Source organism: Rhodococcoides fascians A25f, assembly GCF_000760935.2.
Taxonomy (GTDB): domain Bacteria; phylum Actinomycetota; class Actinomycetes; order Mycobacteriales; family Mycobacteriaceae; genus Rhodococcoides.
The window spans coordinates 639,237-665,932 of sequence record NZ_CP049744.1 but is presented as its reverse complement, the minus strand read 5'-3'; the positions used below and the strand labels follow the sequence as shown (position 1 = coordinate 665,932).

23 protein-coding genes are annotated in these 26,696 nt (G+C 64.5%); 5 read left to right on the top strand and 18 right to left on the bottom strand.

The genetic code is table 11. The features are described from left to right. The 3 genes from BH93_RS03080 to BH93_RS03070 are packed head-to-tail and all read right to left on the bottom strand — an operon-like array spanning window position 1 to window position 4,072. On the bottom strand, window positions 1-1,707 hold the full coding sequence (locus BH93_RS03080) for a glycerol-3-phosphate dehydrogenase/oxidase (protein ID WP_037175712.1): 1,707 nt from the start codon (window positions 1,705-1,707) through the stop codon (window positions 1-3). Beyond that, window positions 1,704-3,221: a glycerol kinase GlpK gene (glpK, locus tag BH93_RS03075; protein WP_037175711.1), complete on the bottom strand. Its 1,518-nt coding sequence runs from the start codon at window positions 3,219-3,221 to the stop codon at window positions 1,704-1,706. Before glpK ends, BH93_RS03080 begins: the two co-directional genes overlap by 4 nt. Beyond that, complete coding sequence (locus BH93_RS03070) at window positions 3,218-4,072, bottom strand: MIP/aquaporin family protein (RefSeq protein WP_037175709.1); 855 nt, start codon at window positions 4,070-4,072, stop codon at window positions 3,218-3,220. The genes glpK and BH93_RS03070 overlap by 4 nt, the downstream gene beginning before the upstream one ends. Before the next feature lie 122 nt (window positions 4,073-4,194). Between BH93_RS03070 and BH93_RS03065 the strand changes: the two genes are divergently transcribed. After that, window positions 4,195-5,181 carry a sugar-binding transcriptional regulator gene (locus BH93_RS03065; RefSeq protein ID WP_155291057.1) on the top strand — a complete coding sequence of 329 codons (987 nt, stop codon included), beginning with the start codon at window positions 4,195-4,197 and terminating at the stop codon, window positions 5,179-5,181. Here BH93_RS03065 and BH93_RS03060 read toward each other — a convergent pair. From BH93_RS03060 to BH93_RS03035, 6 genes are all read right to left on the bottom strand, one after another. Beyond that, window positions 5,141-6,709: a flavin-containing monooxygenase gene (locus tag BH93_RS03060; RefSeq protein WP_080739165.1), complete on the bottom strand. Its 1,569-nt coding sequence runs from the start codon at window positions 6,707-6,709 to the stop codon at window positions 5,141-5,143. The genes BH93_RS03065 and BH93_RS03060 overlap by 41 nt on opposite strands. Beyond that, window positions 6,685-7,566, bottom strand: a complete 882-nt coding sequence (locus BH93_RS03055; RefSeq protein ID WP_080739164.1) for a methyltransferase family protein — start codon at window positions 7,564-7,566, stop codon at window positions 6,685-6,687. Before BH93_RS03055 ends, BH93_RS03060 begins: the two co-directional genes overlap by 25 nt. Beyond that, window positions 7,557-8,567 (bottom strand): fatty acid desaturase, encoded by a 1,011-nt coding sequence (locus BH93_RS03050; RefSeq protein ID WP_037175707.1) that lies wholly within the window; start codon window positions 8,565-8,567, stop codon window positions 7,557-7,559. Before BH93_RS03050 ends, BH93_RS03055 begins: the two co-directional genes overlap by 10 nt. Further along, window positions 8,564-9,856, bottom strand: coding sequence for a hypothetical protein (locus tag BH93_RS03045; RefSeq protein WP_052065482.1), 1,293 nt, complete (start codon window positions 9,854-9,856; stop codon window positions 8,564-8,566). The genes BH93_RS03050 and BH93_RS03045 overlap by 4 nt, the downstream gene beginning before the upstream one ends. Next, a complete protein-coding gene (locus tag BH93_RS03040; protein WP_080739225.1) occupies window positions 9,853-10,869 on the bottom strand; it encodes a polyprenyl synthetase family protein in 1,017 nt (338 codons plus the stop codon). Before BH93_RS03040 ends, BH93_RS03045 begins: the two co-directional genes overlap by 4 nt. 226 nt (window positions 10,870-11,095) lie before the next feature. Then, the gene (locus BH93_RS03035) at window positions 11,096-11,998 is read right to left on the bottom strand and encodes a LysR family transcriptional regulator (RefSeq protein ID WP_165712625.1); all 903 of its coding nucleotides are present in this window, start codon (window positions 11,996-11,998) and stop codon (window positions 11,096-11,098) included. Window positions 11,999-12,083: 85 nt separating this feature from the next. Between BH93_RS03035 and BH93_RS03030 the strand changes: the two genes are divergently transcribed. The 3 genes from BH93_RS03030 (at window position 12,084) to BH93_RS03020 (ending at window position 14,850) form a co-directional block, all read left to right on the top strand. Then, entirely contained in the window at window positions 12,084-12,974 is an 891-nt protein-coding gene (locus BH93_RS03030) for a LysR family transcriptional regulator (protein WP_037175704.1), read from the top strand. A gap of 121 nt (window positions 12,975-13,095) precedes the next feature. Continuing rightward, window positions 13,096-14,427: an MCE family protein gene (locus BH93_RS03025; protein ID WP_037176853.1), complete on the top strand. Its 1,332-nt coding sequence runs from the start codon at window positions 13,096-13,098 to the stop codon at window positions 14,425-14,427. Window positions 14,428-14,493: 66 nt separating this feature from the next. Further along, window positions 14,494-14,850, top strand: a complete 357-nt coding sequence (locus BH93_RS03020; RefSeq protein WP_037175702.1) for an STAS domain-containing protein — start codon at window positions 14,494-14,496, stop codon at window positions 14,848-14,850. On the opposite strand, the gene BH93_RS03015 is transcribed toward BH93_RS03020, so the two are convergent. Both BH93_RS03015 and BH93_RS03010 read right to left on the bottom strand, forming a co-directional pair. Beyond that, a complete protein-coding gene (locus BH93_RS03015) occupies window positions 14,827-15,975 on the bottom strand; it encodes a PP2C family protein-serine/threonine phosphatase (protein WP_080739162.1) in 1,149 nt (382 codons plus the stop codon). The genes BH93_RS03020 and BH93_RS03015 overlap by 24 nt on opposite strands. Next, complete coding sequence (locus tag BH93_RS03010) at window positions 15,972-16,772, bottom strand: alpha/beta fold hydrolase (protein ID WP_037175699.1); 801 nt, start codon at window positions 16,770-16,772, stop codon at window positions 15,972-15,974. The genes BH93_RS03015 and BH93_RS03010 overlap by 4 nt, the downstream gene beginning before the upstream one ends. An 87-nt stretch (window positions 16,773-16,859) precedes the next feature. Here BH93_RS03010 and BH93_RS03005 point away from each other — a divergent pair, with 87 nt between their 5' ends. After that, window positions 16,860-17,912, top strand: coding sequence for an NAD(P)H-binding protein (locus tag BH93_RS03005; protein ID WP_052065477.1), 1,053 nt, complete (start codon window positions 16,860-16,862; stop codon window positions 17,910-17,912). Here the strand turns inward: BH93_RS03005 and BH93_RS03000 are convergent. The 7 genes from BH93_RS03000 to BH93_RS02970 form a co-directional block, all read right to left on the bottom strand. Beyond that, on the bottom strand, window positions 17,909-19,393 hold the full coding sequence (locus tag BH93_RS03000) for an amidase (protein ID WP_037176851.1): 1,485 nt from the start codon (window positions 19,391-19,393) through the stop codon (window positions 17,909-17,911). The genes BH93_RS03005 and BH93_RS03000 overlap by 4 nt on opposite strands. 43 nt (window positions 19,394-19,436) lie before the next feature. Then, window positions 19,437-20,639, bottom strand: a complete 1,203-nt coding sequence (locus BH93_RS02995; protein WP_037175696.1) for an MFS transporter — start codon at window positions 20,637-20,639, stop codon at window positions 19,437-19,439. 77 nt (window positions 20,640-20,716) lie between these two features. Then, window positions 20,717-21,892 carry a 4-hydroxybenzoate 3-monooxygenase gene (locus BH93_RS02990; protein WP_037175694.1) on the bottom strand — a complete coding sequence of 392 codons (1,176 nt, stop codon included), beginning with the start codon at window positions 21,890-21,892 and terminating at the stop codon, window positions 20,717-20,719. A 64-nt stretch (window positions 21,893-21,956) separates the two neighbouring features. After that, window positions 21,957-22,709, bottom strand: coding sequence for an IclR family transcriptional regulator (locus BH93_RS02985; RefSeq protein ID WP_037176850.1), 753 nt, complete (start codon window positions 22,707-22,709; stop codon window positions 21,957-21,959). Window positions 22,710-22,745: 36 nt separating this feature from the next. Next, complete coding sequence (locus BH93_RS02980) at window positions 22,746-23,888, bottom strand: citrate synthase 2 (protein ID WP_165712623.1); 1,143 nt, start codon at window positions 23,886-23,888, stop codon at window positions 22,746-22,748. 42 nt (window positions 23,889-23,930) lie between these two features. Beyond that, window positions 23,931-25,436, bottom strand: coding sequence for a carboxyl transferase domain-containing protein (locus BH93_RS02975; protein WP_037175651.1), 1,506 nt, complete (start codon window positions 25,434-25,436; stop codon window positions 23,931-23,933). After that, the gene (locus tag BH93_RS02970; RefSeq protein ID WP_037175649.1) at window positions 25,433-26,632 is read right to left on the bottom strand and encodes a CaiB/BaiF CoA transferase family protein; all 1,200 of its coding nucleotides are present in this window, start codon (window positions 26,630-26,632) and stop codon (window positions 25,433-25,435) included. Before BH93_RS02970 ends, BH93_RS02975 begins: the two co-directional genes overlap by 4 nt. Window positions 26,633-26,696: the final 64 nt, after the last annotated feature.

The window sequence follows — 26,696 nt, the reverse complement described above, 5'->3', positions numbered from 1 at the left end:
TCAGCTCACCCCGGCGCGCACGTCCGGTGCCCCGAGTCGGGCTGCATCGGCAGTGTCGTCATCGGGCTGCTGCTGCGAATCGCGTTCTGCCAGAACACGAAGCCGATAGTGCTCGATCTCCTCGGCAACGTGCTGATCGTCCCATCCCAGGATGGGTGCCACCAGCCGGGCCACCTCGTCGGCGGCCGCTTCACCACGATCGGGAACCTCGATGGAGATGCGGGTACGACGCGTCAGAATATCTTCGAGGTGCCGCGCGCCTTCATGACTCGCGGCATAGACGGCCTCGACCTTGAGGTACTCCGGTGCACTCTCGAGAGGCTTGCCGAGCTCGGGATCGGCGCCGATGAGATCCAACAACTCACCCATCAGGGTGCCGTACCGACCCAGCAGATGCTCGACGCGTGAGACGCGCATCCCGGTGCGTTCGGCCGTGAGAGCGCGGGAGTTGAACGCACCCAGGTAGCCGTCGGCACCGACCAACGGGATGTCTTCGGTGACGCACTTCGGCACTGTGCGCTCCAGCCCGTGTACCGCGGAATCGACTGCATCCTTGGCCATCACTCGATAGGTGGTGTACTTGCCGCCCGCGATGACTGTCAGGCCGCGTACCGGACTGGACACCGCATGCTCCCGGGAAAGGGTGCTGGTGGAATCGGATTCACCGAACAGCAACGGACGCAGACCTGCGTAGACGCCGACGACGTCGGTCCGGTCCAACGGATCGGCGAGCAACTTGTTCACATGGCCGAGGATGTAGTCGATGTCGCTCTGGCTCGCGGCCGGGTGAGCCAGATCGAGCTTCCAGTCGGTATCGGTTGTCCCGATGATCCAGTGACTGCCCCACGGGATGACGAACAGCAGACTCTTCTCGGTTCGCGTGATGATGCCGGTGGCACTGTTGATGCGGTTGCGCGGCACCACCAGGTGCACACCCTTGGATGCGCGAACCTGGAATTGTCCACGCCCACCGACCATCTGCTGCACCTCGTCGGTCCAGACACCCGCCGCGTTGATGACCTGCTTGGCCCGTACCTCGAAGGAGCGGCCCGTTTCGAGGTCGCTGGCCACGACGCCGACAACCTTGTCGTCCTCCCGAAGGAAGCCGGTGACGCGAGTGCTGTTGGCGCACAACGCGCCGTAGGCCGCTGCGGTACGGGCAAGCATCATCGTGTGCCGCGCGTCGTCGACCTGGCCCTCGTAGAACTTCACCGCACCGCGGATCGCCGAACGCTTACCGGACGGAAAAGACTCGAGCGTCTTCTTCTTGCCGAGGTGCTTGTGATGGCTCGGCACACCGCGTCCGGCACCCATGACGTCGTACACGCCGATGCCGAGCCCGACGTACGGACGATCGATCACCTTCTCCAGCGGATAGATGAACGGCACCGGGCGAGCGAGGTGCGGGCAGAGCTTGTTCAGTACCAGCGAACGCTCCTTCAGCGCCTCGAACACCAACGCGAAGTTGAACTGCTCGAGGTAGCGCAGACCGCCGTGGAACAGCTTGCTCGAGCGGCTGGACGTGCCGGCCGCGTAGTCCCGCGCTTCGAGCAGGCCCACCTTCAATCCGCGGGTCACCGCGTCCAATGCGGTACCCGCTCCGACGACGCCGCCGCCGATCACCAGGATGTCGAGCTCTTCGGCTTCCATCCGCGCCAACGCATCCGCGCGTGACTGTGGGCTCAAAGCCGTTGTGGTGGAACTCATTCTTCATCAACCCAATCGAGAGTTCGTGTTACTGCCTTCTTCCAGCCGGCGTACAACTTCGCCCGCTGGTCTTCGTCCATGGACGGGGTCCATGTCTTGTCCTCGGCCCAGTTCTGGCGGATGTCGTCTTCGCTCTCCCAGTACCCGACGGCGAGGCCGGCCGCGTATGCCGCTCCGAGAGCAGTGGTTTCGGCCACGACGGGACGAACCACATCCACGTTCAAGATGTCGGACTGGAACTGCATCAGCAGTTCGTTGACGACCATTCCGCCGTCGACCTTGAGTACCTCGAGATCGACACCGGAGTCGGCGTTCATCGCCTCGATCACTTCACGCGTCTGATAGGCCGTGGCTTCGAGTACGGCTCGGGCCAGATGCCCCTTGTTGACGAACCGCGTCAATCCCACGATGGCACCGCGGGCATCCGACCGCCAGTGCGGAGCGAAGAGTCCGGAGAATGCGGGCACGAAGTACGCGCCGCCGTTGTCGTCCACCGAACGTGCGTCGGTCTCGATGTCCGCGGCGGAGGAGATCATGCCGAGGTTGTCCCGCAGCCACTGCACGAGCGAGCCCGTCACGGCGATCGAACCTTCGAGCGCGTACACCGTCGGCTGGTCGCCGATCTTGTAGCAGACCGTGGTCAGCAGTCCGTTCTTGCTCATGACCTTTTCGGTGCCGGTGTTGAGCAGCACGAAATTTCCTGTGCCGTAGGTGTTCTTGGCCTCGCCGGGAGACAGGCAGGCCTGCCCGAAGGTGGCTGCCTGCTGATCGCCGAGGATGCCGGCGATCGGCACACCACGGAACGGCCCGCGCTCGCGACCGGTACCGTACACCTCGGAGCTGGAGCGGATCTCGGGCATCATCGACATCGGGATGTCCATGTCCGCGCAGATGCTCTCGTCCCACTGCAGGGTGTCGAGATCCATCAGCAGGGTGCGTGAGGCGTTGGTGGGATCGGTGTAGTGCAACCCGCCGTCGGTGCCGCCGGTCATGTTCCACAGCACCCAGGTGTCCATGTTGCCGAAACACAGTTCTCCCGCTTCGGCTTTCGCCCGTGCACCGTCGACGTTGTCGAGGATCCACTTGATCTTCGGGCCGGAGAAGTAGGTGGCCAAGGGCAGTCCGGTCTTGGCGGTGTACTTGTTGGCGTCGCCGCCGCCCAGCGCGGTGGCGATGCGATCGGTACGGGTGTCCTGCCAGACGATGGCGTTGTAGATCGGCTTGCCCGTCGCGCGTTCCCACACCAGCGCCGTCTCACGCTGGTTGGTGATACCGACTGCGGCGATGTCCTCGCGCGTCAGGTCCGCTGCGGCCATGGCACCGGCCGCGACGGCGCGCACGTTGTCCCAGATCTCCGACGCGTCGTGCTCGACCCAGCCGGCCTGAGGAAAGATCTGCTTGTGTTCCTTCTGATCGACGGCGACGACGGTGCCCGCGTGATCGAAGATCATGCATCGTGACGACGTGGTTCCCTGATCGATCGCGGCGACGTACTTTCCTGCGAACTCGCTCATGGCTTTTCTCCTGTGGTCTGGGTGTCGGCTGGGAGTCGTGATGGCGGCTCGGGCGTCGAACCTTCTTGCTTGCGTAGGTTCTTTCCGATCAGCAGGTCGTACAGGAACACTCCTATCGGTCCGCCTACGAGAGGTCCGACGATCGGGACCCAGAAGTACAGGCCGCCGTATTGATCACGCCACGCTCCACCGTATCCGGTGATGTACGACGCCAGGCGAGGTCCGAAATCTCGGGCCGGATTGATCGCGTATCCGGCGTTGGTGGCCCATGCGAAGCCGATGGCGACGACGATGAGGCCGACGATCAGAGGAGCCATGTTGGCCATCGGTGCGGTGCCGAGCGAATCGGTCACGGCCACGATGAGGAACAGCAGGATCGCGGTGCCGATGATCTGATCGATCAGCGCCGAGGACACACTGACCGGCAGAGTGCCGTTACCGGGAAGCGTCGAGAAGATCGTCTGGGTGGCCGTGGTGTGTCCCGGGTCCACCGCATTGATCATGTCGTTGTAGTTCCAGCGCACCAGCAGCGCGGCCACGAAGGCACCTGCGGTCTGCGCGAGGATGTACGGCGCAACCATCTTCCAGCTGAATCCGCGGAAGAGTGCGAAGGTGATCGTCACCGCAGGGTTGAGGTGTGCGCCGGTGATGCGACCCGCAACGTAGATGCCGAACATCACGCCCAGCCCCCATGCCCAGGCAATCGAGTCGTGGTCTCCGAGACTTCCCGCTTCACCCCCCGAGACGACCTGCGCGACGACGCCGACGCCGAACAGAATGAGAATCATGGTTCCGGCGAACTCGGCAGCCATGTGCGCCGGCAGTCCCCATTCCGGTTCCTTACGAGCCATTGTGTAGCCTCCGCAAAGTTGGTGATGCACGCCACATTGCGTGCTGTTTGCCACGGTAGACGCCCTGCACTGCGTTGCACAGCTGATGCACATATGTGCAATTCGGTCGTACACTGGTGCCGGTGACGGACCCCGACATCACTCCCGAATCCGACCTGCGGACCGGCCACGCCACCCAGGCCGCGCGGCTGTACTACTTCCAGGACATGACGATGGCGGCGATCGGCCGTGAGCTGGGTGTCTCCCGCTCGACCGTCTCACGACTGATCACCTTCGCGAGGGCGTCGGGACTGGTGGAGATCAAGATTTCGACACCGCTCGGACATGCACCGCGGATCGAGCGGGCGTTCGCCGATCTGTACGACATCCGTGCACACGTCGTCCCCGTCTCGGAGACGGTAGACGAATTGCAACGCCTCGATCGTGTCGCCACATTCGCCGGTCGATTGCTGACATCGTTCTTCGAGTCCGACATGGTGATGGGCGTTGCCTGGGGAACCACAGTCAGCGCCGTCAGCCGCAAGCTGGCACCCAAGAGAACCCACAACTCGACCGTCGTGCAACTCAACGGGGCGGCCAACACCCGCACCACCGGAGTCTCCTACGCAACCGACATCATCAGAACCTTCGCCGACGCCTACGGCGCTGTGGCACAGGGCTTTCCGGTTCCCGCATTCTTCGATTACCCCGAGACCCGCCGACACCTGTGGCGTGAACGCAGCATCAAGCGAGTACTCGAGTTGCAGGATCGGATGAACCTGGCCGTGTTCAGCATCGGCGTCATGAGCGGAGCCGTGCCGAGCCACGTGTACAGCGCCGGCTACCTCGAACCCGAGGACGGTGCCGAACTCCGACGTGACGGCGTGGTCGGAGACATCGCCACCGTGTTCCTACGCTCCGACGGTAGTTACGACCGTATCGCGTTGAACGACAGGTCCAGCGGGCCGAGCCTCGACCGACTCAAAGCCGTTCCCCGCCGGGTCGCGATCGTGGCCGGGGAATCCAAACTCGACGCCCTCACCGCGGCCCTGCGCGGTGGTCTGATCACCGATCTGGTGATCGACGACATCAGCGCAGCGAACCTGGTGTTGCGCTCACGGCGGCCGTGAGTGATGCGGCGCGCTGTACGACGTCGTAGGACTCGATGTCGAATGTGCGTAGCTGCCTTCGGAATCGAAAGCTGAAATCAGGCCATAGCGCCACGTTGCGCCCGGTGCTGTCCAGGAACCAACTTCGACATCCACCGGTGACCCAGACGCTTTTGCTCATCTTGCGCTGGAGATCGCTGTTGTAGCGTTCCTGCACCTCGGGGCGCACCTCGACGCTGGCGATCTGCTGATTCTGTACAGCGGCTACCGCGTCGACTATGTACTCGATCTGCGACTCGATCATGTAGATGGCCGAGGAGTAGCCCAGCCCGGAATTCGGCCCGAGGATGACGAACATGTTCGGGAACCCGGCTACGGCGGTGCCCTTGTACGCCGAAACTCCCTGTTCCGCATACAACTCGGCCAACGTTCGACCGGCCCGGCCGCGAAAGAGATCGAACGCCGGCGAGTCGGTGATGCGAAAGCCGGTGGCGACCACGATCGCATCGACGGGACGCACGGTGCCGTCGGCCGTCACGATCGAATCCTTCTGCACGCCGGCAATTCCGGAGGTGACGACATCGACGTTCTCGCGACCGAGGGCCGGATAATATTCGTTCGAGGACAACATCCGCTGACAGCCGACACGATATTCGGGAGTGATCCGAGCTCGCAGGGCGCGGTCTCGAACCTCGATTCTCATCTTGACCGCCGCGATCAGTCCGAGGCCGACGGTCGCCGGGGGAAACTTGATGAGCACGATCGCGTAAATCTCTCGCAGCAGATAGAGAATCGATCGAAAGGCACTGGTGAGACCGGGAACTCGGCGAAAGGCAAACCTCTCGAGCGTGCTGTACTTTCGGAGCAGCCTCGGGAAGATCCACGGTGCCGTCCGTTGGAAGACATCGAGATGGGCGACCGTGCTCGCGATTGCTGGAACGATCTGAATGGCCGATGCTCCGGTACCGATCACCGCCACCCGCTTCTGTGCGAGGTCGATGGTGTGGTCCCACTGCGCCGAGTGGAAGACGGGGCCGTCGAAACGGTCGATCCCCTCGATGTCCGGCATGTTCGGCTCGCACAGTGCACCCATGGCCGAGACCACTACCTTCGCACTGATCGGTCCGCGGGTTGTGGCCAGCATCCAGCGCGACGTCGATTCGTCCCAATCGGCCGCGATCAGTTCGTGATCGAAGGAGAACTTCCCTCGAATGTCGTGCCGCTCGGCGACGCCGAGAATGTAGTCCTGGATCTCCGGCTGCGTCGAGAACGATTGCGACCAGTCCGGGTTGTGATCGAACGAGAACGAGTACAGGTGCGAGGGAACATCGCACGCGGCACCCGGATAGGTGTTGTCGCGCCAGGTTCCGCCGAAGTCGTTGCCGCGTTCCAGAACGACGAAGTCCTCGATACCGCGTCTGCGCAGTGCCACTGCGAGCCCGATGCCGCCCACACCCCCACCGATCACCGCAACCTCGACCTCTCGCACAGGGGTCGGCGCGGAATCGGATGGGTGCGGACGAGTTACTGCGGTGTCGTGGACGACCATGGTGTGGAGTCACTTTCGGTGGTGCGTTGGATGGTGTCTTCGGATCGCCCGGTCGCGGCACGTGGTGCCGTTCGGCGCAGCACGCGCATCGGAGACGGAAAGAACGCCGGTACCCGAGCGGCGTAGGCGCGGTACGAACTGCCGAACCTCGCCAGTAAGTCGCGTTCCTCGAGCGCAGTCCCCAGCAAGATGTAGCCGGTGAGACCAGCGGCCCACAGCAGATGGCCGGCTGTCATCTCGCTCGCGGCCCAGAAGGTCAGCAGCAGTCCGGTCATCAACGGGTGACGCACCAACCGATACGGCCCGTGGACCTGCAATCGATCCGCGGTGGCGTCGGGAATCCGGATCACATACTCGCGGTACGCCTGTCGCAGGCCCAGCAGGTGGAAGTGGTCGAGCAACAGTGTCGCTGCGTAGACCAGAAGCACGCCCACCCAGAAGGCGGAGTCGAGAACACGGCCTGCAACACCGTCGACCGACCAGATCCGGTACGGGATGGGCTGCCAGGCCAGGACGAGAACCCAGACCACCGCGCTCACCATGAAGATGTAGACGGTGCGTTCGAGCGCTTCGGGTACCCGCCGGGTGAGCCACGCCTTGAACGACGGTCGCGCCATCCCCGAGTGCTGCAGGCCGAACAGCGCGATGAGCGCCAGATCGATGGGGATTGCAACCCACGGCGACAGATGCGGTCCGTCGTCGACGGTTTTGGGTAGCAGCCGACCGCCGGAGAAGAGCAACAGCAACGGAACCGTGATTCCGGCGATCACGTACCCGGTCAGGGCAACGAGGAAGTGCAGCAGCCGAGCTCGATCGCTCAGCGTCGCGCGGACCTGTTGCCCGGGAGTCAGATCCATGCGAACCAGCGCAGAACTCGCGGCCGTACGGTCCCTGCTTCTATCCTGCTCTCCAGCTTGGCTTTCCAACGCTCACCGTACTTCGCGTCGAGGAACGCGCCCGGGATCGCCAGTCGCCATGCGGACTGGATCGTCATCCAGTACGGAACGATGACCTCCGGCTCCACGTCGCGCATGAACACGAGCTTGTCCGGAATGACACTCCAGTGCACACCGGGATAGCGATGGTGCACACTGTGATACCCCTGATTGAAGATGAAGAAGTTGAGCCAGTTCCCGGCCGTGTTCAGCGACTTGCTCGGGTCGTCCTCGAAGCCTCGGGCAGGGGCATGGGTGAGCCACGCGAAGTACCCGGAATTGACCTGCGTGATCAAGAACGGGATCCAGTAGAACACCACGAACGGACCCGTCCCGGCGAGGTACCAGGTACCGACGATAAAGGTCAGTGCAACAGCGCAATCGAACACGAACTGACGCCGTCGTTTACGTCTGCCGTCCGACACCCCGGTGGCGAACAACTCACGGACCGTGTGCATCTTGACGATCGAGCCGTACCGGATCCAGTATCCGACGGCACCCAGACCGTGCTCCCGACCCTCGGTGGACGTCACGTCTCCCGGGCCGTCGTTGTATCGGTGATGATTGAGCACGTGCACCTCGCGCATCTCGGCCGCCGTCAAGGAGGCAGGGAGGGAACACAGGATGTCCACCACTCGATTGGCCCGACGCGAGACGAACAGCGGGCGGTGGGTGTGCATGTGCATCACCCCGATGGTCAAGGAGAAGCTCAGCAGGGTCAGGACGAGCACGAGAGGCATCGCGATGTACCAGCGCTGGGCGATCGGCGCGAACAGCCCGAACGCAAGAAGCCCGAGCCACAGCGCGATGTGGACGAGCGGGCCCACATTCGCCGGATTCTCCAGACGGAAGATGCGTCTGCTGATCGGATCTTTCGGCTCGCCGGTCGTACCGGTCTCGTTCCGGGGTGTCACCGCAGTCATGGTTGCCTTTCAGAATCGAGTGGGAGATGCGGTGCCATCCGGGACATCGCAGCCGTCTGAAACCGAGTGCCGAGAAGGTGCATGGCGTTGCTGTCGCCGGGGTGCATTCGCTCCAGCGATCCGAACGCGAGGTGGTCGGCGATCATCATCCGGCGGATCTGATCGTCGGGCAGCTCGCCGCGCATCGCTCCGGTCGGCAGCCCGTCGACGAGCGCCATTGCCGAGTCCACGACGATCGCACCCATCGAGGTGCCCTGGGAGTGCGCATCGACGCGCGGAAACAGGTTGTCCGGCGACTCTCGACCTTCCTGGGGCGACGAGTCGAGCAGGAACTCGACCGTTGTGTCCACCGACTCACGCAAGCGATCGAGCATGGCCTCCCATCGGCCGGTACCGGTGGCCGCGACCACGGCGCCGACCAGACGCAGCCTCCTGGAATACGGACTTCGCACTCCCACCGCGCCGCAGAAGAAGGCGGTCGTGGTGATCGACATATAGGCGACGGCCGCCCGAGCACCCTTGCTCCGGATTCGCCGACCGAGATGCGACAACAGCGCGAACGTCCCGAGTGCCGGTGTCAGCAAACGCAATACGATCTCGTGCGTCAACTCGGCACCGGTACCCACTCGGTAGAGCTCGAGTTCCTGATCGCGGAGATCGTTCGCCAGTTGCGCCGCGGCTCCCACACAGTGGGCCAGCTCGGCGACATCCTCGTTGCCGACGTCCTGATCGTTCTCGCAGATCACCGCGCACGCGTGGACCACGACACGTCCGAGCACTCTCTCGCCGTACGTGATCCGCGACATCGGCACGTCGAGATTGTCTGCCATCGCAGTGGCAACGTCGATCGACAACTCTCGCACCCGCGCACGTCCGGCGGCCGGTAGCCGACCGACCAACGCCCGAACGTCGGTGATCCGTTCGGCGAGAATGGAATCCACCGCGTCGCTCTCACGCAGGATCCGTGCGCGCAACGGGGGTGGCGGAACCGGGTCCTCGCCCACGAGATATCGGGCCGCCCAGAGCACCGTCGTCGCCGCGCCCTCGGAACCGGAGTAGAGATCCTCGTAGGCGTCGAGCACTCGGCAGGCCAGCACGGCCGCAGTCGATTCGGCGCGCTGCAGCTCCGGCAACAGGTTGATAGCCACGGCCAGATTTCGTGCGGCGGGTATCAATGCCGATTCGGCGAGTTCATCCGGCGAACCTGCGCGTACGAGCGCGGCCGGATCGACTGCACGTCGAAGATCCCGTACACCGCGGGCAAGTATCAGCAGACGGTTGGCCTTCACCGGAGCACGACTCGTCGGGCCAGTGTGCGCAAGTGCTCTCGCGCAGGCGAATCGACGAAACACTCGGTCGCGACGCAGGCCTGCCGCGTCGCGGAATCGGCGAACTCACGGGCACTGGCAATCGCTCCGCTGTGCGTCAGTGCGGCCTGCAGGTCACGGCTGGACACCGATTCGTCGAGCCACATCGTCCGCGCTTCGGCATCGGTGCACAGCCATTCGATCACGGGCCAGGTGGGCACTCTGCGTTCGAGATCTCCGCAGGCATCCTTACCGAGGTTCGGACCGCCCTCGATGTCGCGGACGTCGTCCATGATCTGGAATGCCAACGCCAGATGATCTGCGTAGTTCATCAGACTGCGCAGTCCGTCGTCGTCGACTCCGCCTGCTGTACCACCGTAGGCGCAGGCGACTCTGAACAGAGTCCCGGTCTTGGCTCCCGCGACCGCGCGGTAGTGCCTCCTGAGCGCGTCGTCGTCGAGATCCGGCGGCAAGGTCTCGATCAACTGACCGTACGAGAGCTCCGACAGCTCATCGAGATACGTCACACCGACGGCGTGCCCGATTCGGGCGAACACCGAAGGGTTGGCGTCGAGCACTCTCGCGACTTCCCGCAGTGCGGTTCCGGCCAGATGGAAGCCCGCGTACGCCGCCACTCGAACACCGAATGCGGCTGCAATGGAATCGTTGTCGCGGCGAAGTACCGACCCGTCACAGATGTCGTCGTGTATCAGAGAGGATTCGTGCAGCATCTCGACCGCCGCTGCGATGTCGACGGCGTCGTGCAGCGGCACCGCATGAGCACCCGGCGCGAGCTGAGCACACGCAAGTACCATCCCGGCACGCACACGCTTTCCCGGTATCGAGAGAACATGATCATAGATCGAGCGAAACGTACTGTGCGGCTCGAGAATACGGTTCATTGCGGCACCGACGTCGCGCAGTTGCGCCGAGATGACGACGACATCCGGCTCGGCCGGAGACGCCCATTCCAGACCCATGGCATCAGCAACCATCGACAACACCACTCGAACGACGAGCGTTGTCAGGCAACACTTTCGATAGAGATATCAGGCGTGCGTGCGTATCGAAACACACCTGTCTCCGGAATTTTCGGTCCATGAATACTCCCCCGCCGATCGCCCCCTGATCCTGCTGCGCGCCACATTAAGTGACACAGGGCACCGACAGCCAGCCGAGGCAACGGAATGACGCAAAGCCATAGCCAAAACGCACAGTCGGTCACGAATGATTCGTTTTTGTACCTAGCGAATGGCCGCGAACAAGTTGATCGATGAACGAATTCATAAGCGGTGCTACCCAATTGGGAGAATAGACGAGCCTGGTGCGCTCCGGCGGCGATGCCGGCCAGGGGACGACCGAACCGCCCGCTTCAGTCACCGAACGCGCCATCGACTCACTCATGACCGCCGCGCCGATACCGTGGGCGACGAGTCCCGGCAGGGCCTGCTGCGGCACCCCGCTCAACACCACGGTCGCCACGATGCCGAACCCTGCCAGAGCGTCGATGACCCCCACGCCTACACGATGCGTCGGCGCAAGCACCGCCAACGGAACCGCCGCGTCGAGTTCGTCGAGGGTGCCGATATGTTTCGATCCGGGCGGAAGCGCAAGCACGAGAACGTCATCGGGTAGGTACTCGTGGACGAGGTCGCTGGAATCGTCGAAATCGGGCACCACCGCGCAGTCGATCTGCCCCATCCGAACCTGCGCCAGCGCTTCCGAAGGATCGGCGATCGACACGACGTCGATCCTCGAGCCAGGTCGCGCAGCGACGAATGCCGCGATCAGTTCCGGTGTTGTCGAACGGTCCGACAGTGCGATGCGTACAGTCGGTGCCGCGCCGCCGGGATTCGTCGTCCGGAGTTCGTCGACCACTCGCTCGGCCGCTCGATGGTCGAGTACAGTTCGACGCGCAAGCGGTAGTAGGGCAGCACCTTCGGGGCTCAGAACCAGCGTATTGGCCTCACGGCGAAACAACTCGACACCCAACTCGGTCTCGAGACTTCGCACGGTGCCGGACACCGTCGGTTGGCTTACCCCGAGTGCACGAGCCGCGTTACCGAGTCCATGCTCGTCGACGACGGCCACGAAGCACTCGAGCATCGAAGTGGTGACGTTCACGGCATCAGTGTGAACACTTCGGTGGAGCTGCGGCATCACGGGGGTACGTCGGGTGCCTTCCGGTGGCATCGATCGACGGGACGCGATGGAACTTTCTTCACGGCTACTGCGGCAGTGCGTTGCCGTCGCCGACGCAGGTTCGATGAGCGGTGCGGCAACCGAACTCGGGCTCAGTCCGTCCACTGTCTCGCGCGCTATCGCCCGATTCGAGGAGCAGACCCAGGTGACCGTTTTCGAGCGGCGCGGTACGAGGCTCGTGCCGACCGATGCGGGACGGGAAATAGTGGACGCTGCCCGGCGCGTCGTGGACGATCTGGACCTCTTCTCGGCCCTCGCCGTCGACGCCGCCCTCGGCCGGGCGGGTGCAGTAGTGGTGTCGGTTCCGGCCGACGACACCGGACCGGTTCTGCCGACCATGCTCGCGTCGGTGACACGAGGACGACCGCGCCTGAATGTGCACATTGCACGCGCTGAGACCGCCACGGCAGCAATGGAATCTCTGCGATCCGGCGCAGCAGACCTGGCGTTGATTCCGCGTCTTTTCACTCCGCCCGATCTGCTCGGCATCCACGTCGGACGCCAGGAGTTGACGCTGATCGTCCCCGCGGCGTGGACGCAGTCGAATGCTCGGATCACCGATCGCCACGGACTCGACTGGTTGGGCGAGTTTCCCTTCATCACCGGTGCCGTCGAGACCACCAGTGCGCATGCGCTGGAACGACTTCGACGCTCGGGCGCTCGGGCGCACACGGTGCTGACCGGTACGCCGGTTCTGACGATACCGAGCCTGGTGGATGCCGGCGTGGGTGCTGCACTCGTACCGAGCTGGGTACCCCTGGACACGTTTGCCCATCTGCGGTCGATCGATCTGACGCCACCGCTGACCTACTCCATCACCCTGATGCACAGGACCGGCGAGCAATCCCCCGCGACCCGGCAGTTCATCGATTGGGCACGGTCCGCCACCGAGGAGTGAGCTGCATCTCATATTTCCGACGGTGATATGTGCATCTCACAAGCAGTCGCGCAGTAGTAAGTGTGACGTCATGTACCACTAATGTTCGCGGCATGGTTGACGCTCTCGATCCGTGCTTCCCGTGACCGGCACCCCCTCGCCGCTGCAGAACCGGCTTCTCGGAATTGCCCTCGTGGTACTCATCGTCGTGTTCGTCGGGTGGAGCGTCACCTCGTACAACAAGACGTTCGAGGACGTCGTGACCGTCTCCCTCGAGACCGACAGCGTCGGCAACGCTCTCCCCCGCAATGCCGATGTCAAGGTGCGCGGCATGATCGTCGGAGAAGTCCGATCGGCGACGACTACAGATGGCGTCGTGACCTCCGAGTTGGCGATCCAGCCGGACATGGCCGAGATGATTCCGTCGAACGCCACCGCACGGCTTCTCCCGAAGACACTGTTCGGCGAGCGGTACGTATCGCTGATACTTCCGGACGGCGCACCGGCCTCGCCGATCGGTGAGGGCACTGTCCTGAAGCAGGATCGCAGCGGCAATGCCATCGAGGTGGGACAGCTGCTCGACGGCCTGTTGCCGTTGCTCCAAGCCGTGCCGCCGCAGGACCTGTCGAACACACTCGGCGCTCTGGCGCAGGGTCTGAGCGGTCGCGGCGAGGAACTCGGCCTCACCATCGACCGCCTGGAGAACATCTTCGCCGGGCTCAACACCGAACTTCCCGCGATCCAGCAGGACCTGCGTGGTCTCGCGGACTTCTCGCAGACCTACTCCGATGCGGCTCCCGAATTGATCAATGCTCTGGACAATCTGCGGACCACCGGCAACACCGTCGTCGAGAAGCGCCCGGCCCTCGAGACGCTCTATGCCTCGGTCACCTCGGCCGCGGGCACGACCGCAGATTTCCTCGACGCCAACTCCGCCGACGTCATCGGCCTGGCCGCCAATTCGCGCGAGGCGCTCGAGGTGTTCGCCGAATTCTCCCCCGCTCTCGGCTGCACCGTCTCACAGTTCGCCGAGGGTGCCAGGCGCGGCAAGATCCTGCTCGGCGACGGTGACGAGTATCCCGGCATCAACGTGTCGATGCCCTTGGTCAATCCGAAGGGGCGTTACCTGCCCAACCAGGACGAACCGAGGCTGTTCGAGCAGACCCGAGGCCCGAGCTGCTACTCGTCCCTCGATCGCTATGCCGGCGAGTACTTCCCCCAGTATCCGGGCGGTTCACCCAACGACGGCTCGTACCAGGTGCCGACGAGGAACCCCGGCGAGCAGAACGTTCCCGTCCTCCCGGCACCACAGCTCTCCCCCGTACCCGCCTCGTACGCAGGCTCGGTCACCGAGCAACAGACCCTGGCGGTCATCTACGGCGGGGCCACCGGAATCGAGCCCGATGCAGTGCCGTCCTGGACGACGACGGTCGGAGCTCCCGCCCTCAGAGGAACGCAGGTCACCTTCCAGTAATCCCTACTGATTGAATGGTGCGCAACCCCGTCGACGAGCGCGGCGGGTAACGATTCAGGAGTACATATGTCTGCCGATACGAACGCCGGGTTCTCGATTCAATCCAGCAACGATGGCCGAGTAGCCGTCATTGCGGTGTCCGGCGAACTCGATATCACCACCGCACCGGCTCTCGCCACCGCCATCCAAGCGCAGATCGAGTCCACACCATCGGCCTTGATCATCGATCTGTCCGCCGTCTCGTTCCTGGCCTCGGCCGCGATGACCGTGCTGGCAAGGACGCAGAAAGATCACGGAGAGACGGTGACATTCTCGGTCGTCGCCGACGGACCGACCACCAGCCGTCCGATCAAGCTGATGGGCCTGGACCAGGAATTCGCACTGCATGCCGACCTGGCGTCAGCGCGCGCTGCTCTCGACTGACGAGACTCCCAATGCCATGACGGCCGCGTCGTCGACCAGACCGTCGCCGAAGCTGTTCAGCAGTTTCCGCAAGTGGTCGATCAGGGCGGCCGGCGCTGCGGGAGCATGCTCGGTTGCGAAATCCAGCAGTGCGCCGTCGTCGTCGTAACGGCCTGTGCCCACCCGAGCCTCGGTGAGGCCGTCCGTGTAGAGCATCAGGGTGTCGCCGGCATCCAGCGTCACCGTGGCCGAGACGAAGCGCGCGTTGCGCAGTATTCCCACCAGCTGCCCGCCGGTCATGAATACGTAGTGCGCGCTGCCATCGGTCCGAATCACCAACGGCGGCGGATGGCCACCACTGGCCATGCACACCTCGAATCCCTCTGCCGAACGGCTGAGAACACCGAACACCGCCGTACAGAACTGCGCGTTGTTCTCGCGAAATTCTTGACGCAGAACCGAATCCAGGTTGTGCAGCACTGCCACCGGATCGTGGTCGTATACCGCGGCCGCACGCAACGTGTACCGCGTCAGCGAGGTGACGGCTGCGGCCGACGCGCCTTTTCCGCACACGTCGCCGAGGAAGAATCCCCACCGGTCGTCCGAGAGCGGAAACAGATCGTAGAAGTCGCCGCCCACCTCGTCGCTCGATGCCGCGTGGTAATGAGCAGCCGCGGTCATTCCCGACGGCGGTAGCAGACTCGGCGGCAACAGCGACCGCTGCAGTGTTTTCGCCAGCAGTTCTGCCCGCGTGCGGGATTCGAGCAGTTCACGCTCGTAGGTGCGTCGATCCCGGGCATCGAGCGCAGTGATACGGATCAGCACCGGCGTGCCGGACTCGTCGGTCTTGACGTTCGCGGTCATGAAGACGGGTAACCGACGACGATCCGACGTCACGAAGTCCAACGCGATGCCGTCGAGCTGGCCGTACATCCGCAGGATGGGGCCGAAGTGCGTCTCGTAGTGAATGCGTCCACCACCGGTGAGCAACTCGGTGAAGTCCGTACCGATCAACGCGTCGACGTCGAAACCGAGCCAACCCGCCAGCGTCGTGTTGAGTCGGGCGATCCGCATGTCGGGATAGACCGACAGGTAGCCGCACGGCGCGTTCTCGTAGAGATCCTCGATGTCGAGTTCGTTGATCACGACGATCTCACGAAGGTCGCAATCGCCTCGGCGGTCTGCTCCGGTTCGGTGACGTGCGGGCAGTGGCCGCTCGCGTCGAGAGTCCTCAGGGTGCTGCCCGCAATGTGTTCGTGAACGTACCTGCCGACCTGAGGCGGGGCCAGCGAATCTCTGGCGCAGTCGACGATCATCGTGGGCAGGGTGACCCCGGCCAAATCAGCGCGATTGTCGGACAGGAACGTGGTGCGGGCGAACACCCGTGCGCACTCGGGATCGGTTCGGCAGAAGCTCGCGGTCCACATGTTCTCCAGATCGGGTCGATCCGGCGCATTCACCACGATCGGTGCCATCGATGCGGACCAGCCGAGATAGTTGCTGTCCAACGACTCGAGCAACTCGTCGATGTCCTCACGGCTGAACCCGCCACGGTAATCACCGTCGTCGATATAGCGCGGAGACGGCGTCAGGAGAAAGAGCTTGGAAAACCGGTCGGGAGCCGCCTGGACCGCAAGAACACCCATCATCGACGCCACCGAGTGACCGACGAACGTGACGTCGCAGAGGTCGAGTTCTTCGACGATCTCGACGATGTCCCGGGCGTAAGCGTCCAACGGCACGTACTTCTCGGCATCCCAGGCGGCCGGGTCCGACGCGCCCGACCCGACGTGATCGAAGAGCACGACCGAGAAATCCGCCGCCAGGATATCGGTCACCGAACGCCACAGCGTCTGGTCGCAGCCGAACCCGTGAGCCAGCATCACCACGGGTCCGTCGGCGGCCCCGACGACCCTGACGTTGTTCCTGGTTCGTGCGTTCACCCGCACAGTCTGTCATCTGTCGCCGACAGCGGGGAGTGAGACTGCTCCGACCGGGTATCGCATGTACCTACAGAAACGAGATTCATCATGCGAGTACTGGTCACCGGCGCAACCGGATACATCGGGTCTCGGCTGATCCCCGTGCTCCTCGAGCAGGGCCACGAGGTCCACGCGGCGATGCGTGACCCCGCGAAGAAGTCGCGCTTCGCATGGGGTGCCCAGGTCACCGCCGTGCATTTCGACCTCGACGAGCACGAGACCTTCGATACCGCGACGGCAGATGTCGACGCTGTCGTCTACCTCGTGCACTCGATGGACGAGGGAGACTTCGTCGAGAAAGATCGCCACGCGGCACAGTCCATGGCCGCCGCAGCCGAACGCAACGGCCTACAACGGATCGTCTACCTCTCCGGTCTCATCCCCGACGACGACACGCCGTTGTCGGACCATCTGCGCTCACGACTACAGGTCGAGGAAACGTTCCTCGACAGCTCCGTCGATGCCACCGTGCTGCGCGCGGCCATCATTCTCGGCTCCGGATCGACGTCCTTCGAGTTGGTTCGACGTATGACCGAGCGGCTGCCGCTCACTCCGATACCGACGTGGATGCGCAGGCAGGTCCAGCCCATTGCCGTCGGCGATGTGGTTGCCATCATCGCTCGCGCCCTGGGCGACACCGCCCGTCCCGGTTCCTTCGACATCGGGGGCACCGAAACGATGAGCTACCCGGAACTGCTGCAGGCGTACGGCAGCGTCGCCGGCCTGCGTCGCGCCCAGATTCCGGTCCCGCTGCTGCCGACCGGATTGGTGGGCCGTGCCGTCGCGATCATCACCGGCATGCCCCCGGGCACGGTGATCTCGTTGGTGGACAGCCTCACTCACGACATGGTGGTACGTCGAGGCAACGCCGCTACGGAGGTGTTCGCCGATCCGGATACGACGCCGATGAGAGTCCGAGAAGCCTTGCAGCGTTCCATCACCGTGGTGGCCGACGAGGGTACCGACGCTCACGCCGATCCCCAGGCCGCCGCCGACACCGATCCCGATTGGGCCGGTGGCGTCGTCGACATCGTCGACGGGCAGGTGCGGCAACGGCCGTCGGGAATTTTGGGCAAGGCCCAATTGGGAGCGACCCGCTAGTCGAGGGCCTCGTAACGATGCGTCCAGGGTGCTGCTCGTTCGATCTGGCCGGCGAGTTGGACGAGCAGCCCTTCTCCCCCCAGAGGTGCGGTGAAGTGCGCGCCCATCGGGAGACCGTCCGGTGTCCAATGCACGGGAAGCGACAGCGCCGGACGTCCGGTGACGTTCGCCAACTGGGTGTACGGAATCCACGAGATGTTGTCGTCGATCATCTGATCGACGATGCCCGTGTATCGCAGGACCCCAGCAGTTCTACTGCGCAACAACAACTCCGACGCCAGCTGCAGCGGCTTCGCGAGCTCGAACGCGCCGATCTTCGGGGGTAGCTCGGCAAGGGTGGGCGTCAGCAGCAGATCGTACGTCTCGAAGTACGTTGCCAGCGCGCGCACATGCTTGTGCCGGCCTTCCACCGCCTCGAGGTAGTCGACACCGCTGGCGGATCTGCCCAGCGCGGCCATGATTCGGGTATCACGCTCGAATTTGTCGTCGCCGCAACCGGTTCTGCGCTTGACTTCGTCCATCTCCCAGGCCATGTAGGTGAACCAGGCCAGCAGAAATTCGCGATTGAGGCTCGTGTCGTCGTACGGCGAGGCATCGAGAAGTTCGACGGTGTGGCCGAGGTCGGTCGCAATCTTCGCCGCCTGTTCCATCGCGGCGACAGCCTGCGCGTCCGGCGCTGGATTCACCGACGTGGCCGCATACATTCCGATGCGTAAAGGCTTGGGGTCCTTGCCCGTTCGAGACAGAAAGGTGCCATCCGGCCGGGCAGGCGAGTAGCCGGAGGTCGCCTCGCCGCCCGCCAGTACGTCGAGCATCGCTGCCGTGTCTCGTACCGACCGCGAGACCACACCCTGTACCGCTGCCCCGTGCATCGCCTCACCGAACGTGGGGCCCGACGGCACCAGTCCGCGGCCCGGCTTGAGTCCGACCAGTCCGCAGCACGCCGCAGGAATGCGAATCGAACCGCCGCCGTCGTTCGCTCCCGCCACCGGGACGAATCCGGCCGCGACCGCCGCAGCGGATCCACCCGAGGAACCACCGGGAGTTCTGCTGTGGTCCCACGGGTTCCGAGTGGGGCCGAACACCGTCGGCTCGGTGATCCCCTTGGCACCGAACTCCGGGGTGTTCGTCTTTCCGAAGATGACGAGGCCGGCATCGAGCCAGCGCTGCACCACCGTGGAATGTTCGGGCATCGGCAGGTCCGTCAACGAACGGGAACCACTCGCAGTAGGCAGCCCGGCGTAGTCCTGCGAGAGATCCTTGATCAGAAACGGCACTCCTGCGAACGGGCCTTCGAGCGTTCCGGTAAGCTGCTCGTCGGCTTGCTCCCGCATCGGACGTACGATCGCGTTGAGAGCCGGGTTCACCGACTTCGCTTGCGCCGATGCACAATCGAGTAGCTCACGGGGCGTGACCTCGCCGTTGGCCACCAGCTCTGCCAGCCCGAGCCCGTCGTGCTTCCGATACTCGTCGATACGCATACCGGCCACAGTAACCGAGAACACCTGCGCCACGACTGCGAATTCAGTGTCGGGAATTCGACCCCGGAAGAGGTCGCAGCGCTCCCATCACGAGCAGCGAACATGCGAGAAGACCCGCAACGACGAGCAACGCGTGGAGCACATCACCATGACCGCCGAGGAAACCGATCAGGGGCGGGCCGCCCAGGAAGGCGAAGTATCCGATGGAGGCCACCACACTCACGCGTGCGGCTGCGGCAGCGGGCTCGTCGGCGGCTGCGCTCATGGCAACGGGGAACCCGAGCGAGACGCCCGATCCCCACAGGAATGCGCCCAGAAACGCCAGCGGCACAACCGGACTGAGCACGAACAACAGCACTCCGACCACCGAGACGGCTGCCAATCCTCGGAGTACGACGACTCGACCGTAGCGATCGAGCAATCCGTTACCGAACCACCGCACAGCGGTCATAGCCACCAGAAACGTGGTGAAGGCGAGGGTTCCAGCCACGGCCGACGCGTCGTATCCGTCGATCAATGCGATGTTGAGCCAATCGTTTCCGCTGCCCTCGGCAAACGCGAACGACAAGGCAACGACGCCGATCAGCAGGGTGCGCGGTTCCTTCCACCGCGCGAGGGCGTGCGGCCGCGAGGCGTCGGCCGCCGGCTGTTCGGGTTCGGCATCGGATTCGTTCAGGAAGCTGCGCACTCCCCACGGAATGGTGCAGGCGATCACGGCTGCGACCGTCAGCAGATGCACCGTGACCGAGATGTTCAGCGCCACCATCGCAGTGCCGATCAGGGCTCCCACCACAGTGCCGGCGCTGAAACCCGCGTGGAACCGCGGCATGATCGAGCGCCCGAGCCGACGTTCGGCCACCGCACCGTGGACGTTCATGGCGACATCCCATGCACCGTTGGCGAATCCGAGCACGAACAGTCCGATGAGCAACGGCACTACACCCACGAGATAGCCGGTGGCGATGATCGTCAGACCGGCCGCGAGAACGAGGGACATGACGGTGACCGTGAGCCGAGACCCGAAGCGGTTGATGATGATTCCGGACATCGGCAGCGCGAGCAGGGATCCGACTGCGATGGCGAGCAACACGATTCCGAGTTGAGACGAGGTGAGTTCGAGGCGATCGCGCACCTGCGGGATCCGAGAAGCCCAACTGGCGAAGGCGAAGCCGGCCCCGATGAACGCGATATAGGTCGCCCGCACCGCCACGGCCGTGCGCGCCGAGGCGGCGTCGATATCAGACACTGTGAATTACCCTGTTCTCTCGCTGTCCTTCAAGGGTAACGAACGACGGTGTCGACGCCGCGGTGGCCGCCGAGGGGTCAGAACCCGATCGGCAAACCGGCGTAGTTCTCCGCCAGTCCCATGGCGCCCGCTTCGCTGGAAGCCACCCACTTCAGCTGCGAGAGCTGCAACTGCGCATCGAACGGGTCGTCGCCCGTGTGCAGCATCGTCGTCATCCACCACGAGAAGTGCGTGCAACGCCAGACGCGTCGAAGTGCCGTGTCGCTGTACGTGTCAGCACTCTCGGTCCCCTTCCCCCGCAGCATCTGGGCCAGGGCCGGTGCCAGTAGAGCCACATCGGCAACCGCAAGGTTCAGACCCTTTGCACCCGTGGGCGGCACGATATGCGCTGCGTCGCCTGCCAGAAACAGATTGCCGTGTCGCATCGGTGTCTGCACGTAACTGCGCATCGGCAGCACGCTCTTCTCGGTGATCGGTCCCGGGTTCAGCGTCCACCCGTTCTGACCGTGTCCGAGCCTGTCTGCCAACGCATCCCAGATTCGATCGTCGGACCAGGTGTCGATATCGGTCCCGTTCGGCACCTGCAGATACAACCGACTGACCGTCGACGATCGCATCGAGTGCATGGCGAAGCCGTCCTGATGCCAGGCGTAGATCAACTCGTCCGTCGACGGCGCGACGTCGGCGAGAACTCCGAGCCAGGAGTACGGGTACACCCGTTCCCACGTGTTGCGGACAGCATCGGGCATGGCAGCACGACTCGGCCCGAAGGAGCCGTCGCATCCGGCGATGACGTCCGCGTCGATCCGCATCGCGTTGCCCGACGCGTCCGTGAAAGTGACGTAGGGGTTGTCGGATTCGACGTCGTGCAGCGCGGTATCGGAGACGTCGTAGTAGATCTGCTGGCCGGCCTTCTCGCGTGCCGCCACGAGATCCTTCGTGACCTCGGTCTGCCCGTAGACCCACACGCTTCGGTCCACCAGATCACGAAAGTCGATGTGGTGCCGCTCTTCCGGCCACTGCAGATAGATACCGCGATGCTCGTGGCCCTCGCGGTGCAGGCGCTCCCCGAGTCCATGTTCGTCGAGCAACTGGACCGTCGAATGCTCGAGAATTCCGGCTCGGATCCGGGCGAGCACGTAGTCCTGAGTACGCGACTCGATCACGATGGAGTCGATCCCCTGCTCGCCGAGCAGGTGGGACAGCAGCAGACCCGCGGGCCCTGCACCGATGATGGCAACCTGTGTACGCATGAGTCGAGTACACCTCGGTGATCCACGTCTCTACAAGCCAGAGCTTCCACTGAGTGGAAGAAGACTACCCAGTTCTCAGACTGCGGCCGATTCCCTGGGCCGCAACCTGTAGCGCCGCAACCAGTCTGACGCGATCACGCCCGATACTCGGAACCACGAGCCCCAGCGAGGCGACCACGTTCTCGCCGTCGCGAATCGGAACGGCCACAGAGCATGCCCCGAGGGTCATCTCCTCGACCGTCTGCGCGTATCCCTCGCGATGGACCCGGCGTAGTTCGTTCTCCAACTGCGCCGGTCGAGTGACCGTGAACGGGGTGATGCGAGTCAGGTTTCGAAGCACGTGATCGTGTACCTCCCTCGGCGCGTACGCCAACAGCACTTTGCCCACCCCGGTCGAGTGCAACGGCAATCGCGCACCCACCCGACTGATGGCAGGCACCGACGCGTGGCCTGCCAACCTGTCGAGGTACAACACCTCGTCGCCGTCCCGAATGGCCAGGTGCACCGTCGCGAGAGTCGCACCGTAGATGTCGTGCAGAAACGGCGACGCGATCTCGCGCAGATCGGACTGATCCGGTGCCAACAATCCGAGCTTCCACAGTCGACGCCCCACTACGTACCGACCGTCGTCCGAGCGCACGAGCGCTCCCCAGTCGACCAGTTCACGCACCAGGCGGTGGGTCGTGGCGATGGGAAGGTTTGCGCCATCGGCCAATTCGGTCAACGTCAACGCAGGGGCATGTTCGTCGAACACCGACAGCACAGCCAGCAGCCGCGAGGCCACCGAGGCCCCGGGATCCCGCACGTTCCCAGCCATCAGCACGACGATAGCGCCACTCCACGACCTCCCCGCTCAGGATGGGGTTCGCGCCACCCAGCCGTCGACGGACTCGGGGGTGCGGGGTTCGGGGCCGGTGTACAGGGCAGCCGGGCGGACGAGCTTGCCCAGGCGCTTCTGCTCGAGGATGTGCGCGCACCAGCCTGCGGTGCGTCCGCAGGTGAACATCGCGGGCATCATGTGGGCGGGGACTTCGGCGAAGTCGAGGATCACCGCGGCCCAGAATTCGACGTTGGTTTCGATGGCGCGGTCGGGGCGGCGTTCACGCAGTTCGGTCAACGCGGCCTGCTCGAGCGCAGCAGCGACCTCGTAGCGGGGTGCGTTCAACCTTTTCGCGGTGGCGCGTAGGACGCGGGCGCGGGGGTCTTCGGCGCGGTAGACGCGGTGCCCGAAGCCCATGAGCTTTTCCTTGCGGTCGAGGATGCCGGTGATCAGGGCGCGGGCGTCGCCGGTCCTCTCGACTTGTTCGATCATCGGTAGTACGCGGGCGGGGGCGCCGCCGTGCAGGGGTCCGGACATGGCGCCGATGGCACCGGACAGGCAGGCGGCGACGTCGGCTCCGGTGGAGGCGATGACGCGGGCGGTGAAGGTGGAGGCGTTCATGCCGTGTTCGGCGGCCGAGACCCAGTAGGCGTCGATGGCGGCGACGTGTGCGGGGTCGGGTTCGCCTTTCCAGCGGACCATGAAGCGTTCGGTGACGGTGGCGGCCTGGTCGATGCGGGTCTGGGGGACGGCGGGTTGGTAGATGCCGCGGGCGGATTGGGCGACGTAGGACAGGGCCATCACCGAGGCGCGGGCGAGGTTGTCGCGGGCGGTGGTGTCGTCGATGTCGAGCAGGGGTTGGTAGCCCCAGATGGGGGCGAGCATCGCCAGGCCGGCTTGGACGTCGACGCGGACGTCGCCGGTGTGGATGGGGAGGGGGAAGGGTTCGGCCGGTGGGAGGCCGCGGCCGAATGCGCCGTCGACGAGCAGGGCCCAGACGTCGCCGAAGGTGACGTTCTGTGCGACGAGTTCTTCGATGTCGACGCCGCGGTAGCGCAGTGCGCCGCCGTCCTTGTCGGGTTCGGCGATGTCGGAGGTGAACGCGACGACACCTTCGAGACCGGAGACGAAATCCTCGGGGACTGTCGAGTTCGAATCCGCGATCGTGGCGGTCATGGTTGTCTCGTTTCGTGGAGGGTGGTCGGTCCGGGCGGGTTTTCAGGCTGAGGCAGTAGCCGCGAAACCGATTCGATTGAAGCGCTTTTCCCGGGCGATCATGCGCATCGACGGATCCTGAGCGATCAGGTCGGCGAGCTCACGGTGCAGAACGGCACCCACCCGGTCACAGAACTGCTGCGATTCGTCTGCCGCGTCGGTCAATTCGGGAATGATGATGTCGACGACGCCGGCCCGGAAGAGATCGAGCGAACGGACTCCCTGCTTGGTGGCCATCTCGGCCGCATGAGCAGTGTCCCGATGCACGATGGCCGACGCACCCTCGGGCGGCAGCGGCGACAGCCATGCGTGCTGGGCTGCCAGAACACGGTCCGCCGGCACCAGCGCGAGTGCGCCTCCGCCGGTTCCCTGACCCAAAAGCAATGACAGCGTGGGCGTTTCGAGGTCGACCATATCGGCGATGCAGCGGGCGATCTCTCCCGCCAGGCCACCCTCCTCGGCCTCCTTCGACAGCGCGGCACCAGCGGTATCGATGACAGTGACGAGCGGCAGCTTCAGATCCTGTGCCAGACGCATTCCGCGTCGAGCCTCGCGGAGAGCCGCGGGACCGAGCGGAGTCTTGGTCGTCTGACCCCGTCGGTCCTGCCCGAGGAGAACACACGGCATGTCGCCGAACCGGACGAGCGCGAGAATCAGACCCGGGTCCGACTCACCCTGACCGGTACCGTTGAGCGGCAACACATCTGCCGCGGTGCTGAACAGCAGTTCGCGTACACCGGGGCGGTCGCTCCTGCGGGAAGCCAGGATCGACGTCCACGCGGGCACGTCCTCGATCTTCCACTCCAGCGCTTCGACGCTGCGCGGGCGGTACGACGGGATGTCGGTCATGATCCGCAACGCGCGGTCGACGATCTCGCCGAGCTGCTCGGGTGGCCGGATGGCGTCGATGAGTCCGTGCGCCTGAAGATTCTCCGACGTCTGCACACCGGTGGGGAACTTCGCGTCGTACAGCGCCTCGTAGACGCGGGGCCCGAGGAAGCCGACGAGGGCACCGGGCTCGGCGACGGTGACGTGCCCGAGCGAACCCCAGGATGCGAAGACGCCACCGGTGGTGGGGTGCCGCAGGTACACGATGTACGGCAGATTCGCCGCCTTGTGCGCGGTGATCGCCGCGGTGATCTTGACCATTTGCAGGAACGCGACGGTGCCCTCCTGCATGCGGGTTCCGCCTGAGGTCGGCAGCGCCAGCAGCGGCAGGCGCTCGTCGGTCGACCGGTGCACCGCGTTGACCAGCCGCTCGCCCGCCGCAACACCGATCGAGCCGGCCAGGAAGGCGAACTCCCCGAGCAGAATGGCCACCTTGCGGCCGCGGATGGTGGCGGAGCCGGTGAGTACGGACTCGTCCAATCCGGTCTTCTCACGGGCCGCGGCGAGTTCGCTCGCGTACTCGTCGTCGACGACGTAATCGGCGGTCGGGGTATCCCAGGAATCGAAACTGTCGGCATCGATCACCAGATCGAGCAGTTCGAGGGCGGTCATTCTGGTCATCGTGTCGCCTCTTTCAGCCAGTCGCGGACGAGTTGGTCGTCGGCACCGAGTACCGGCGGTGCCAGGTGGTTGGTTTCGGTGACCTCGGTGCCGTCGGACTCGAAGAAGCGCAGCGGCGGCCCGGGAAGAGTGACCTTGCCGAGCGTCGCATGCTCGACGTCGACCAGCAGACCTTGAGATTTGGTCTGCTCCCACTCGTACACTTCCTGGATGTTCCGCACTTTGCCTGCGGGAACACCGATCTCGTCGAGGAGAGTCAGCAGCGGCTCGGTCTCGTAGGTGCGGAAGATCTTGGAGACGAGCTCGATGACGTCGTCGCGACTGTCGACCCGCTGCGGGTTGGTGGCCATGCCTTCGAGGTCGGGGTCGATACCGAAGCCCTCGCAGAACCGGTGCCACAGTCCCTCGCTGCCCACCGAGATCTGCACGGCACCATCGGAGGTCGGAAACAGGCCGTACGGGCAGATCGACGGATGGTGGTTGCCCTGAGCCTTGCCGATCTCGCCGGCGACCGTCCACTTGGTGCCCTGGAAGGCGTGCACTCCGACGACGCTGGCGAGCAACGAGGTGCGAACCACCTTGCCGCGGCCGGTGCGGTCCCGCTCGCGCAGAGCCGCGAGAACTCCGAAGGCTCCGTACATTCCGGCCAGGAGATCTGCGATGGGAACGCCGACCCGCTGGACGTCGTCCGGGCTCGAGCCGGTGAAGGACATCAGCCCCGCCTCACCCTGCGCGATCTGGTCGTATCCGGATCGGCCGCCCTCGGGGCCGTCGTGGCCGAACCCACTGATCGACAGCACCACTGTGCGCGGGTTGATCTCGGCGATCCGCTCGGGCGAGAAGCCGAGCCGGTCGAGAACGCCGGTGCGAAAGTTCTCGAGCAGGACGTCCGCTCGTTCGATCATGTGCTCCAACGCTTCTCGGCCATCGTCGGTCTTCAGGTCGAGGGCGATGGACCGCTTGTTGCGGTTGGCCGAGAGGAAGTACGTCGACTCGCGCTCGGCGTCACGCGGAGTGACGAAGGGGGGACCCCAGACTCGGGTGTCGTCGCCGCCCTTCGGAGTCTCGACCTTGATGATGTCGGCGCCGAGGTCGCCGAGCATCATCGCCGCGTGTGGGCCGGCCAGAGCGCGGGTCAGATCGACCACCACGGTTCCTTCGAGCGGTCCGGTTCTGCCTGTCGTGTTGAGGGGCATCGAAGTGATCCTTTGCGTCGAAGCGAGGTGGGGGCTGAATACGGGAGGATTGGATTACTGGGCC